We start from the raw sequence: 13,644 nt of genomic DNA, 5'->3' as shown, positions 1-13,644 counted from the left end.
CCTTCTACTCTAAATTTTATTGATTTTGAAATTATTATTCTAAATAAGGGCTATTACAATTACTTGGTTTATCAATAGAATTTCAAAATTCTCCTTCCTATATAGAGCTTACATATACCTCTAATAACTTCTTTGCTTTCGCTGAATTTTGAGGTGGGGGTCTTACTGCCCGGCAAATAGCCGGATAAAATCATTTCTTTAATCTATAATAAGAAGGACATAAAAAAACAAAAAGTTACAAAAATTTTTAAATTAAAATTTTTGTAACTTTTTGTTTTGATGCAAATATAATTTCAATTAAGGTATCTCACCGTTTTAAACTTGACGCTCCATAATCTTGTATAGTTACATTTATATGATATTTAATCGGTACCTTACTAAATGTTTGATCCCAATTTTTTTTGACTTTCTCCCATGTTCTCGGGTGTTTAATTCTTAATTGGTTGCCAAAACCCGCAATATCGACTTGGTATTCTTTTTGTATTTTTTTTGTAACATGATGTACTAAGTGCTTTACTTCTTTTTCAATAGCTTTTTCTTCCTTTTTTAAAAATTCATTTTCAAAATCTTTTCCTGATTGCATCCAATTTTCAGACAAACGCCCTTCTGATTCAATGTTTACATCAAAGGAAATATTATTTCCGTTAACATGTGGTATGATTTTGCTTTTTATTGACTTTATTTCGTATATAATGAGTTTCTTTGATTCTTTATCAAAAGTTTTTACCACACCACCATTCCTTTTTCCGTTTATCCATACTACTCCTTCCAATTCCTGTTCATTTAAAAAGCCCATCAACTTTTTTGTCTTCCCTTTAATTACAGCAGCTCCTGCAAATTTTGTTTCCCCATTTATCGAGATTACATTTTGCAAAAGAAAACTGGACCCTGACCGCATCTTTCCTTCCAATTTAGCGAGCGATACAGGAGGTAAAATCCTTGTTGTTCTATTTCTATTATCTGCAATTCCAGACAAACGAAATGCTGGGATTTCTCCTTTTTTGTTTGATTCCAGTACCTCCTTCGCTAGACCCTTGCTAATTAAGAGCATACAGCTAAGCCGAACTTCATTGTCACGGAGATACTGTTCAAGTAATTGTTCTAAACTGTATGTACGTACAAGACTATCACTGATAACAATGTTTTTTAAATGTGGGCTGAACATTGTGCTCTCTCTTTTCAATGAAAACTCACGAACAATTTGATGAATGGAATCACCGGTCTCAGAAACATTTATATAACGTTTTTGCTGTCCGTTTCCTTTACTTTGTGCTTGCGAACTAACAATTTGATAAGTAGCTGTTATAAGATTTCTTTTAGGATAACCTCCTTCCTCATCCTCTTTCTCGATTGTTGAATCCTTCCCTTTATCTAGTGCTATACCTGCAGTTAAACTCAACTCTTCTACTTCTTTACTGCTCCAACATCCTGTTAAAAATAGAAGCAAAAGCGTCCCTAACAAAGCCAAATAGAACCGCATATAATTAAATTTATGTTTCACACTACTCCTCCTTTTAATCGCGTAATAATGAGAAGAAGCAGTGGCAGTAAACCAAATAAAAATAAAGCAGCATTACCGAGCATATCCCCCAATTTAAGCAAGTCATTTATATTTTTCGAAGTCATAGCAATGATGTAAATGATTGGAATCAAAGCAAAAATAAACGGATGAATACTCTTTTTAAAGAGTTGCGCTAATCCTAATGCAGCTGCATAATAACTAATCGTATATGTAGCAAATATTTGCATAATCCATATTACAAGCAGTAAAGATTCAAAACGTTCAAATATCAATCCAGAAATTTCAAAACTGCGCATAAGGTCAATTGTCGGCCATGTTCTTGTTACAACCCCATCAATTGATAATGCACCAATGACCATTACAACAGTTATTACATAAAAGATTAACGGAATTGAAATTCCAACTAAAATAGCTTTTACTGCTTTCTTTCGTTGTTCCATAAACACCAAAAGAATCAACATAATTTCAGGACCTGTATATGCGAGAGACGTTGTTTTTATCCCATCTAACACTGGTTTAATTCCCAAACCTAATACAGGACGGAGATTATCTATCTCGAATATTCCGATACTCATAAAGGAAATGAGTAAAAAAATAAAAAAAGTAATAGGAAATATTATTTCAAACATCCGTGCAATCGAGTTAATACCACTCATAATCAAATAGAGACCTATCCACATAAAAGGCATAACAATAGCCCATGTGGGGGTTCCTTCTAGCAAAAAAAAGCTTATTACTTCTGCCATTGAACGAATTTGAAATGCTGAAGTTGTAAGAAAATACCCTATAATAAGAAAACTAAGCAACCTGCCTATCCATTTCCCTACAATATCTTGACTGTATTGATAAAATGTTTTATTTGGAAACTGCTGACTTAATTTGACCATAATTACTCCTGAAACCATTGCGAGTATCCCACCTAATATAACACTTAGCCATACATCTGGTGTTTTCACTTTTTCCACAGATGCTCTAGGCAAAGTGAGAATTCCTGTCCCAAGTATGTAATTTACAATAATAACAACTGCTTGTGAAGTTGTTATTCGGTCTTTAGGTTTCGTAATCACTGAAGGCCACTTCCTTTCGTCATCAGCTACCTTTTGCGGATAGTTTTTTTTGTATGCATTATTTTCGGTCGACGTCTCATTATTTTTAATGGCATGCGAACCATAAAATCTTTCCAGTCACTAAATCGATACGGAACAGCAGGGCTAGTATAAGGAACGCCAAAACTTTTCAGTTTCACTAAATGACTGCAAAGTAAAAGAAAGAAGAGAATAACACCATACAAGCCAAATATCGCAGCACAAAACATAGCTACAAAACGAAGAATGCGTAACGTAATTCCCACACTATATTGCGGAATAGTAAAAGAAGAAATAGCTGTTACCGCAACAACGATAACCATTATTGGACTAACAATTCCTGCTTCTACGGCAGCCTGACCAATTATTAAACCGCCCACAATTCCCATTGCAGGTCCAATCGGTTTAGGCAGACGTAAACCTGCTTCTCGTAAAACTTCGATAGCTACTTCCATAATTAACGCTTCTATTAAAGCGGGAAAAGGAACTCCTTCTCGCGATCCGATAATAGAAATAGCGAGCTTAGTGGGAATTAATCCTGGATGAAATGAAATAAAAGAAATATACAGTGCTGGAGCAAATAATGAAACAAAAGCTGTCATGAAGCGTAATAAGCGAAGAAGCGTACCAGGAAGCCACCTTTCATAATAATCTTCTGGTGATTGCAGCAGCATACTAAATGTAACTGGAGCAATTAAAACAAATGGTGTTCCATCTAACAAAATAGCTACTCGCCCTTCCATCAAAGCACTAATAACACGATCAGGTCGTTCTGTATTTTGAATCTGCGGAAAAGGACTGAGATAATTATCTTCAATGAGTTGCTCTATATAACCAGATTCGAGTACACTGTCTATGTCAATTTTCTGAATTCTATTTTTTATTTCTTCCACCAATTCCGTACTAGCAAGATCTTTAATAAATGCGACAACTAACTCTTTCTTTGCACGTTCTCCTACTGGTAGCTTTACTAATGATAAATTATCATCTGCACAATGCCGTCGCAAAAGTGAGGTATTATCACTTAATACTTCAGTAAATCCGACCCGTGGACCTCTGACTAATGCCTCCGATACCGGTTCCTCAATGTTTCGTTTATTTGCTTTTGTTGTACCAAGAATAAACACATCTGCTAAACCATCAATTAAAAGAGCTGTTGAACCTATCAATACTTTGGGTATTAAATCTTTTATGTAATGGACTTCTGCTACTTCACTAATTGTAAGAACTTTATTTTTAATATATTCTTTTGAAACAGTCCCCTCCACATAAGAAGATTCATTTTTATATTCATCAGAAAAATCATCCATTAGTAATTTCATAATATGTTTGTCAATTATCTCTTTATCTGATAGACCGTCAACAAAAACGATCCCAGCCTGAATATCTGTGCGTCCAATATTAAACTTCCGAAATCGAACATCAGAATTATGTCCGATTTGTTGCTTTATAAGTTCTAAGTTAGAGGCAAAATCGTTTGTGAAATGAACGGTTGCATTTTGAGAAGGTTTATACTCTTGTTTCGTTTTACTTTGAATATTATTTTTCTTCACTTGTTTGTCTCTTGACTTCCACCAACTCATTCTTCCCACTCTTTCTCTGACATACGAACCCAATGAAAAAATCTTGAGATAGTATATGGAATTAAAAACAAGATAAAAGCTTGTACAAAGACTTTCCAATCTGGAAGATAAGAAGTAATTATGTTCCACATGTTTATCACCCAATTTATATACTCTGCTAGGATTGAGATTTCTAAAGAACGATATGTACTTAATAAAAAATAACTATAAGATTAAAGAGCAGAAAAGCGAGACATTATGCTTATTTAGTACCAATAACCTAATTAGTATAAAAACATTTCTGACCTAAAATACCATTTCCAATTATAATTTGTTAGATATTATCTCCTTTTCCCTTATTTATATGCCCGCATTTGAATTTCAAATAATATAAGGATCAATGATATTTCCTCTTAAAGAAAAAAAGATGCTAGAAGATAGCATCTTTTTTTAAATTCAACTTACTATGTATTTATATTTTATTGTGAAAATACTCGTTTTTTTTTTATGAATATTAATATTTAAAAAAATAAAAAATACATATTCTTTTGTTCTAAGTTCATACACTTCTACCGAATCGATACGGAATTTTCTGATTTTAAAACTAATATGAAATAAAGGAGAATAAAAAGAAAAATTATTATCAATCTATCAATTGAAAATAATACTTAGCAAGAGTTTATCATCTTAACTCCAAGTGTATTCGTTTTGCTTCAAAATAAAGAACTTGAATAAATTTTTTCGTATCAATACGAGCAGGTAATGTTGGTTCATTATTCAATTCTGTCATCTTTCTCCTTACGGTAGTAAAATCAAAAAATCTAGAAGCATAATTTTCGAACTTCGGGTTTAAAAAATCAGTAAGTCCAAGGGATGCTAAATGGTTTAATGATTGATAAATTGCTCTCCGAATCCGTTGTTTGGAAGCTTCTATGAACCTTTTTAATTCGGCATCTTCAGCTGAATCCCCAAGTTTTTTTTGAGCCAAATTCATAAAAATCTCTTTTAGTGAGGGAAAGCCTTGTTCCAACGTGTTATCTTGTTCATATTTATATAAATAATCTAGCATATCCATTAAATCTTTACTTCCACTTTCACTGGCTATTCCTAATTCAGACAAAAGAAAATGAATGGAATTTTGAAAATGATTGAAAGTATTTAAATGTTTTTCATTACGGTATTTTTCTTGCGCACTTGAATTACTATCCAATTTTAGTACCATATTAAGCGATTCTTGAATGTTTTTTATTGATTTTTCCAAACGAATTCGTTCCATGACTTTCCGAACAACTGTTAATACTTCAATCCGGTTAATTGGCTTAATAATATAGTATTCAACACCAAGCGAATAAGCTTCAGCAATTAATTCTTTTGATTCTACTTGAGAGATCATGATGATTTTCCCTTTAAACGAAGGTTTTATTTGACGAATTGTTTTTATTCCATCTTGAATCGGCATTAACAAATCGATAAATAAAATGTCTATATTTTTAAGGATTAGCATTTGTTGCTCTAAAGATAAACCATCCTCAGCTTCTCCTATAACCTCCCCAAGATCTTCATCCTCGATAATTTGAGCCAACATTGAGCGAACCGCTTTTTCATCATCTACTATATAAAAATACATAGAATCACCCTTTCGAAATTATATGATCAATCCCTAATCTAATTATAAAAATTGATCCTTTTCCTTCGGTTCTGTCCTCAAGCGTAACATCACCTTCAAGTTGTTCGACCATTTCTTTAACATACGATAATCCGATACCTGTCGATGGGTTGCCTAAATCATCATATTTAGAAGTAAACCCAGGCTCAAAAATTGAATCTTTATATTTTGAAGAAATACCAGGACCATTATCGCCTATTTGAAATTCAACAAAATGGTGGTCTTTATTAATGTCAATTGTGATGGTTCCCATACCTTGGATAGCTTCTACAGCGTTTGTAACGATATTATTTATAATAGATAAGATTGTGTAAATATGATAATGAGGATGCACACCATCAATTTTATACACAAATTGGATGTCTTTCTCTAGCAAGCGTGCATATTTCGTATTTGCCCGTATAATGATATTTACTAGTTCATGTACAGACATATAATCTGTAAAACTTTCATCAGAAATTAGTTTTGAAAGTCCCGCAAAAATACGTTGGTTATCCTTTTTAACGTCATGGACCTCACCAGCAATTTGTAATGCCTGTTGCCTTAAATCCTCAAACTGAAAATCCATCTGTTTGTGCTCAAAAGAGTCTAAGGTTTTATATAAATCATAGGATTTTTTTGTTATATTCTCAGCATCTTGTAATGTTTTCTTTAAATGAACAGCATCTTCATATAAATTAGAGATAAGCATGAGCATATGTTCATTTTGCTTCTTTATATGTCTCTCCCTTGATTGCGCTTCATACAATTTCATCATATTGAAAAAGCTTAGAACTATAAAACTATGGGAACATGCGATAACAATGATCTCATTTATTGCCTCGGATGTGATCGATGTTTTTAATACGAAATATTGAATCATTAATTCCACACAGTCTGACAGTATTTCAATCATGCAACCGATAAATCCAATCATTAGTGGTTGATGATAAAAACGTTTGATTTTTGCTAAATGAAAGAGATACGAATACGTAAAATAAAAGAAAAAACTAGGATAGTGAGTATGAAAAGCGGCTAACCAATCCATATTTCCCTTTATAATGACATCCATTGAGATACGAAATACTACAACGACTATTGCTGTTAAAAAACCCGGTAAAAATGCTGGAACTCGTCGAAATAATAACAAAAAAAAGAAAAATGTTGGTGCACCAAAGCTCATTCTAAATGTTTCATTTAAGGGAAATGACTTTATTTCACCTACTAAGGGTACTGTAAGTATCATTAAAACGAGAATATAGATGTCTTTTTTTACTAAATTACTAACATTCAAAATAATCACTTCTCACTTTCGCCTAACAGTCAGTATACAAACCTATTTGCATTAATACAATACTTACTCTATTTTTTTCAAAAACTGATAAATAAGATATAAACGAAAGCATTATAGATTGTGAGTATTCATTACACCCTTTTACTTTAGAAAGATACTTTATAACTCAAAAATGTTCAGACACAATATAAGGTCTGAACACTTTTGGACTCGCTCTAACACCAAAATATCTGTGCTCCTTTTTAAAATATACTTAAATCCCATTCTTTTGCAATATGTTCTAACAACATAATTCCTGGTAAACTATTCCCATATTCATCAATGGCTGGTCCGTAAATACCAATACCACATCCATCTTGGAACGATAAATCCTTCCTAGATTTTGAGGGAACAAGTGTCATAATTCCGCCGGATACCCCACTCTTAGCTGGTAATCCAATGAAAGCAGCAAATTTTCCAGAAGCATTGTACATTCCACAAGTTAGCATTAAAGCTTTTGTTAACCTAGCTACTTCTTTAGGGAGCACTTGTTCTTTGCGAATAGGATGATATCCATCATGTGCTAGTATAAGCCCTATTAAGGCAATATCTTCTGTATTTATTTCAATCGAACATTGTTTTAGGTAAACCTCTAGTGTCTCCTCCACATCTGATTCTAGAAAACCATTCTCCTTTAAATAGTATGCTAATGCTCTATTACGATGAGCCGTTTCCCATTCTGATTGAAATACTATTTCATTAATAGCGGGACGCTTCTCTATCATTTTTTCAATTAATACGTATAGAGATTCTAATTTTTCTTGCACCGATGTCCCTGGCAAAAGTGAAGCTATCGTAATCGCTCCAGCATTGATCATAGGATTAAAAGGTTTTCCTGGTTTATGTATCTCTAAACGAATAATTGAATTAAAGGCATCTCCAGTTGGCTCTACGTCAACTCGTTCTAATACATAAGAAATACTGCGACTTAAACAAGCGGCTATAAAACCGATTACTTTTGATATACTTTGTAATGTGAAAGGTATCTCCCAATCTCCTGATTTTATCATTGTTCCATCTGGCTTTACTATACAAATACCTAACTGCGATACATTTATTTCCCCCAGAGCGGGAATATAACTGGCGCTTCGTCCCTTAGCTGCATACGCTCGATAATGAGCTACCCATTGATCTAAGCAAACTTTTTCTTGACCCTCAACTTGAACGCTAGAATCCTTTATCATTTAATCATATTCCCCCGTACTATTAACTTTATATAGAATGATTTTTTCTTTACTATAATCAATAATATTTGCACTAGAACCAAGAAAAATATTCAGACATATTGCAGTCTGAATATCCTTCTTATTACACACTTTTCTTTTTTGAAGTTTTCTCATAACTATCCCAACATTCAATATTTTTAAGCCCTTTAATGTTTTCTTTATAAAAAATAGGATCTTTACCAGCTTTTTTCTGGTTTATATAATCTTGTAACGCCGCAAATGCTACTTTTGAAAGTAAGGTAATAGCAATTAAATTAATAATAACCATAAAGCCCATAAATAAGTCCGCTAAATCCCATACAATTTGAATCTTTGCAACAGAACCAAATATAATCATAGCCAACACACTTATTCTGTATATCATTAGCCACACTTTACTTGTATGTAAGAAGCGAATATTTGTTTCACCATAATAATAGTTGCCAATTAACGCACCAAATCCAAATAAAAAAACAAAGATAGCAAGACAACCCGATGCCCAAGAACCGATGTGTTCACTTAATGCTGCTTGTGTAAGTGCAATACCATTTAACCCCGGTTGTTTATATGCATCAGACAGCAAAATAATAAAAGCTGTGCTAGTACAAATGATTAGTGTATCCGTTAATACACCAAATGCTTGAATCAGTCCTTGTTTCACCGGATGACTTGTTGTTGCTGTTGCGGCAACGTTTGGTGCACTTCCCATACCAGCTTCATTTGAAAATAAACCACGTTTAACTCCATTCATAAGTGCTGCACCAATTGAACCGCCTGCTATTTGTTTAAAACCAAATGCGTTTTGAACAATAAGAGAAAGAACTTCCGGCATTTTTGATATGTTGGTAACTACAACAAATAATGCAACTCCAATGTATAATACCGCTAAAAATACCACCTTGTATTCAGCCATTTTTGCAATACGTTGTACACCACCAAAAATAATCGCAGCGAAAGCAATGGCCATGATTATCCCAACTGTTAGACGATCTGTACCAAATGAGTTTTGAAAAGCAATTGTAACTGTATTTGATTGTACTGAATTGAATACAAGACCAAAAGTAATTGTGATTAAAATAGAGAATAATACTCCCATCCAACGTTTATTCAACCCTTTTTCCATATAATAGGATGGACCACCACGGAAACCAGTTTTATCTTTTACTTTATATATCTGTGCTAATGTGCTTTCGACAAAACTGGAGGCCGAGCTAATAATAGAAATAATCCACATCCAAAATACAGCTCCAGGACCACCTAATGCAATTGCAATCGCAATTCCTGTGATATTCCCTGTTCCAACGCGGGCTGCCATACCAATACAAAACGCTTGAAAAGGAGAGATTTGATCTTTAGAACCACTTTTCCCCTCCATTAATACACGGATCATCTCTTTTAACATTCGAAACTGTACAAAATTCAATTTAAATGTAAAATAAATTCCGCAAATAACAAGCATAATAATTAACAATTTAGACCATAAAAAATCATTTGTTGATCCGACTAACTCTACAAAAAATCTTTCCATATTATCACTCCATACCAAAAATTTATCTATCATAATCTATATAAAATCACCTATATTCCTTGGCATAAATACCTCATTCATATTCAAATAAAACAAGGATAAAAATTTTCTATATGAATAGAATTGGCCTGTTTAAACAAACATCGCAATACGCAACTACAAAACTGAATTTTCTAAAAACTTATCATTTATACACACGATGCTCTATCCCCTTCTGCAAAACTAATATTCTTATCCACTAATGTTGTTGTACTATTATGTTTGTTTCGTTTACCGGTGATTTACATTTAAATCATAATAATCAATAGTGATTAACTGGTTTTTTGTTAATTTTCTTAAGAACATGGAAATATCTCCTTTCTTACTACTAATCTCAAAAATAGGCTAGGTAAAAATTTCACGAAAAACCTATAAAGCGCTTTCAATCTTTAACTAAGAGAAGCTTGTCTTTAATTTATAATTAAAAGTACAAAATGTTACGAAAAAGTACAGATTTTTATAAAAACAAAAAATATTTTAAGTTTTTTTCATCTAAAAAACACTGAGATTTTGTGAATTTTATACAGTATCCAAACGTCGCAGATTTTGTTCTACCTAACCTTTGACAAGCCTCTATTTTCTTCATAAAAACATGCATACTTTTCTCTTTTAGAAGTTCATATAAAGGATTTGAAATCAAGAATCAATAGAATATTATAAGAATATTTAAAAAAATAAAGCATTTAATTTATTTATGGTATCATACAAAAAACATTTGTTTTCTCAATTAATCCCCCTAGTTGGATTCGTCTATATTGCACATATTTACAACATGAAAGACACTAAGAAAAAAAGGATTTTGTTGAAGGGATGAAACATTACAAAACTCTTATTTAGGACCTTATGACATCCTCTTTTCTAGCAATATCGAGTTATCCCAAAAAACGTATATTTACTAACATAGATTACAGGTGGTGTATTGTGAAAGAAATAGTATTCGTTCAAAATAAAAAAAGACTCCTTATGAAATTCGAATTTTTAAAAAAGGATTTAGTGCTTACCATTTCACTGATACTAGCAATTGTAAGCTGCTTAATACATTCACCAAAGATTGAATATATTAACTTTGAAGTGTTAATTAGCTTATTTAATCTAATGGTGGCCATTAAGGCCTTGGAACAGCTAAAGATATTAGACAAACTTGCCGTTGCGATTTTAAATAAATGCAATAACAGCAGGTCAATATCTATTATTCTAATTTTGTTATGCTTTATTTGCTCTATGGTTGTAACAAATGATGTCGCCCTCCTCACTTTTGTACCAATAACACTTGTCATTAGTAAAAAAACAAAAATGAACATGATGGATACAATCATCCTGCAGACAATTGCGGCAAACATCGGCAGTAGCTTGATGCCTATGGGAAACCCACAAAATTTATATCTATATTCTTACTATGGAATTAAGCTCATCCCATTTTTAGGTTCAATCCTGCTTTTAGCTGTACTTGGAATCAGTTTGTTATTTATATTTACTCAAAAACTTCAAAAAACAGATTTGAAAATAGAACTACCTGTAATTACCGTGAAAAATCGAAAAAAAGCTACCGTCTGGATTTTGATACTTATCACTATCATTGCATCTATTTTTGGTGTCATTGATTATTACATTGCGCTAATAGTCACATTGATAGCTGCATTTACGTTAGATAGAAACTTACTTTTTAAGATCGATTACTTTCTTCTAATAACCTTTGTCGGTTTTTTTATTTTTATCGGAAACATTTCCCATTCGGATGCGCTGGAGACATTTGCTCGCGCTAATTTAAGAGGAGATACTTCAGTCTTCTTTAGTTCCATATTTTGAGTCAATTGATTAGCAATTTTCCTACTTCAATTCTTCTATCAAACTTTACTTCTGATTGGAAAGCTTTATTACTAGGAGTAAATATTGGAGGGCTTGGAACAATTATCGCATCTTTAGCCAGTGTAATCTCCTATAAACTATTCATTCAGGCCAATGTTAAAGAGAGTAAGGCGTATTTAATTAAATTTAGCATTTACAACTTTTCATTTTTAATCATACTTACATGTATACAATACTTTATTTTTAAATTTCTATAACTTTAAAAAGTGATTACTACTAGAATAATAAAAACCAAAACTTTCTCAACATTAAATTGAGAAAGTTTTGGTTTTAAAGTACATAATACTTACAATTAGCATTATAAGCAAGATTCACAAATTGCATCAATTGACTCACCAGTTATCCAACGACTGTCTGATGATGAAAGAAAACCTCTAAAAACTAGTTGATAATCTTTTAGAATTTAACTTTCCTATAATACTCTTTGCTATTTCTTCAATATTTTCATTTAGAAAGAAATGACTACCTTCAAAAGAATGAAAAGTACACGTTTTACTTGTATATTGCTTCCATTTTATTACTTGATTATATGTAGTAAATTCATCATTTTTCCCATTAAATATAAGAAAATCAATATCACATGGTTGTATATTATTATCATGAATGTATGTCTCGACAATCTTAAAATCTGCTCTTAAAATAGGGAGAAAAATCTCCATTAATTCTTCTGATTGAAGTACCCCAGATGGTGTACCTCCCATTGCAATAACTTCTCTTTTAAATTGTTCATTAGGAAGATTATATCGGATATTTTTTATTTTACTATTTGGATGGTTTCTACCGGACAAAACAAGAAATTCAGGTAATTCGTTATTAGAATCCTGTATTTTCCTGGCTACTTCATAGGCAATCAAACTCCCCATGCTATGCCCGAATAGAATGTACGGCGAAGCATCTATTTGCTTAACTATACTAGTGTAGGCATCATTTACGGCCTCTTCCATACCTTGGTACAAGCTTTCTTCAATTCTATATCCTCTACCAGCTAATTCTATCGGGACTACTTCAATATATGGATTAAAGTAATTTTTCCATTTTGCGTAGTTAAACGCAGATCCCCCAGCATGTGGAAAGCAAAAAAGTTTAGTCTTCTGCATTGATTTTCTCCTTACTTTCAAATTTGTATATAGTTTGGCAAATTGTATAAATGTCTTTAATTATTATCTCTTGCGGAAATTCATCTCTTGTTGCACAAGCAGATAACTTATAATTTGGATCAATGTTATATTGTTTAAAGTAAAAGTTTTTAGGTATATGCTTGTATGAAATTGAAGTTCGTGATTCTTTTTTTATAGAGAATGAATTTAACGGGATATAAAGCCCTTTTCCAATCGTTTTGATATAACTTTCTTTTAATGTCCATAAATCATAAAAATAATTAATTTGTTCATCAGAATTCATATTAGATATATCATAAAATTCTTTCGCTGAAAAAAATTCTTTTGCTAATTTAAAAGCCTCTATTTCTGAAACTTTTTCTATATCAATACCCACATTAAAATTAGCAGTAGTACAAACCACCCATTCTCCTGAATGTGACACATTAAAATGAAAGTCAGAAAAGTTTTCAACAAAAGGTTTTCCATACTCATTATATATAAATCTAATTTCTTCATTATTAATTTTATACTTTTGGCAGATTAGAGATCGGATTAGTAAATCCCCTATCAGGGTCCTATTAATGTCGCATGAATTTAATAATCGCTTCATTCGCTCTTTCTTCCCATTTGAAACCAAGTTACTAAGTTTCTTAAACAAATGACTTTCAATATTCTTTGGTATTTTCACAGCGTGAATTTGTATGATAAATCACGTCCTTTTTTAAAGAATGGCTTCATATATGTACGTTACAGAAATTC

The 13,644-nt window shown here is 32.1% G+C and carries 9 protein-coding genes and 1 pseudogene; 1 reads left to right on the top strand and 9 read right to left on the bottom strand.

Annotated features, from left to right (window positions below; translation table 11 throughout):
• Positions 1-307: 307 nt before the first annotated feature.
• From ACTJJY_RS15745 to ACTJJY_RS15715, 7 genes are all read right to left on the bottom strand, one after another.
• Positions 308-1,501 carry a Ger(x)C family spore germination protein gene (locus ACTJJY_RS15745; RefSeq protein ID WP_088091451.1) on the bottom strand — a complete coding sequence of 398 codons (1,194 nt, stop codon included), beginning with the start codon at positions 1,499-1,501 and terminating at the stop codon, positions 308-310.
• Complete coding sequence (locus tag ACTJJY_RS15740) at positions 1,498-2,589, bottom strand: spore germination protein (protein WP_097961771.1); 1,092 nt, start codon at positions 2,587-2,589, stop codon at positions 1,498-1,500. The genes ACTJJY_RS15745 and ACTJJY_RS15740 overlap by 4 nt, the downstream gene beginning before the upstream one ends.
• 26 nt (positions 2,590-2,615) lie before the next feature.
• Entirely contained in the window at positions 2,616-4,190 is a 1,575-nt protein-coding gene (locus tag ACTJJY_RS15735) for a spore germination protein (protein ID WP_440605933.1), read from the bottom strand.
• A 661-nt stretch (positions 4,191-4,851) separates the two neighbouring features.
• Complete coding sequence (locus ACTJJY_RS15730) at positions 4,852-5,796, bottom strand: response regulator (protein WP_440605932.1); 945 nt, start codon at positions 5,794-5,796, stop codon at positions 4,852-4,854.
• 4 nt (positions 5,797-5,800) lie between these two features.
• On the bottom strand, positions 5,801-7,117 hold the full coding sequence (locus ACTJJY_RS15725; protein ID WP_440605931.1) for a sensor histidine kinase: 1,317 nt from the start codon (positions 7,115-7,117) through the stop codon (positions 5,801-5,803).
• 233 nt (positions 7,118-7,350) lie between these two features.
• Entirely contained in the window at positions 7,351-8,331 is a 981-nt protein-coding gene (gene glsA / locus ACTJJY_RS15720; RefSeq protein WP_440605930.1) for a glutaminase GlsA, read from the bottom strand.
• A gap of 124 nt (positions 8,332-8,455) precedes the next feature.
• A complete protein-coding gene (locus ACTJJY_RS15715) occupies positions 8,456-9,880 on the bottom strand; it encodes an alanine/glycine:cation symporter family protein (RefSeq protein WP_440605929.1) in 1,425 nt (474 codons plus the stop codon).
• A gap of 960 nt (positions 9,881-10,840) precedes the next feature.
• On the opposite strand from ACTJJY_RS15715, the pseudogene ACTJJY_RS15710 reads away from it, so the two are divergent.
• Positions 10,841-11,982, top strand: a pseudogene (locus ACTJJY_RS15710) (anion transporter).
• A 177-nt stretch (positions 11,983-12,159) separates the two neighbouring features.
• On the opposite strand, the gene ACTJJY_RS15705 reads toward ACTJJY_RS15710, so the two are convergent.
• Positions 12,160-12,882, bottom strand: coding sequence for a thioesterase II family protein (locus ACTJJY_RS15705; protein WP_440605928.1), 723 nt, complete (start codon positions 12,880-12,882; stop codon positions 12,160-12,162).
• Positions 12,869-13,573 (bottom strand): 4'-phosphopantetheinyl transferase family protein, encoded by a 705-nt coding sequence (locus ACTJJY_RS15700; protein ID WP_088091445.1) that lies wholly within the window; start codon positions 13,571-13,573, stop codon positions 12,869-12,871. Before ACTJJY_RS15700 ends, ACTJJY_RS15705 begins: the two co-directional genes overlap by 14 nt.
• Positions 13,574-13,644: the final 71 nt, after the last annotated feature.

It is taken from the genome of Bacillus sp. 22475, from assembly GCF_052044835.1.
Lineage (GTDB): Bacteria > Bacillota > Bacilli > Bacillales > Bacillaceae_G > Bacillus_A > Bacillus_A cereus.
The sequence above is the reverse complement of the archived record's forward strand: the minus strand, read 5'-3'. Positions and strand labels throughout refer to the sequence as shown.

Coding starts and splice junctions, on each gene's coding strand:
- ACTJJY_RS15735 (WP_440605933.1), bottom strand. CDS start 4,190: ATGAGTTGGTGGAAGTCAAGAGACAAACAAGTGAAGAAAAATAATATT.
- ACTJJY_RS15730 (WP_440605932.1), bottom strand. CDS start 5,796: ATGTATTTTTATATAGTAGATGATGAAAAAGCGGTTCGCTCAATGTTG.
- glsA (WP_440605930.1), bottom strand. CDS start 8,331: ATGATAAAGGATTCTAGCGTTCAAGTTGAGGGTCAAGAAAAAGTTTGC.
- ACTJJY_RS15715 (WP_440605929.1), bottom strand. CDS start 9,880: ATGGAAAGATTTTTTGTAGAGTTAGTCGGATCAACAAATGATTTTTTA.
- ACTJJY_RS15705 (WP_440605928.1), bottom strand. CDS start 12,882: ATGCAGAAGACTAAACTTTTTTGCTTTCCACATGCTGGGGGATCTGCG.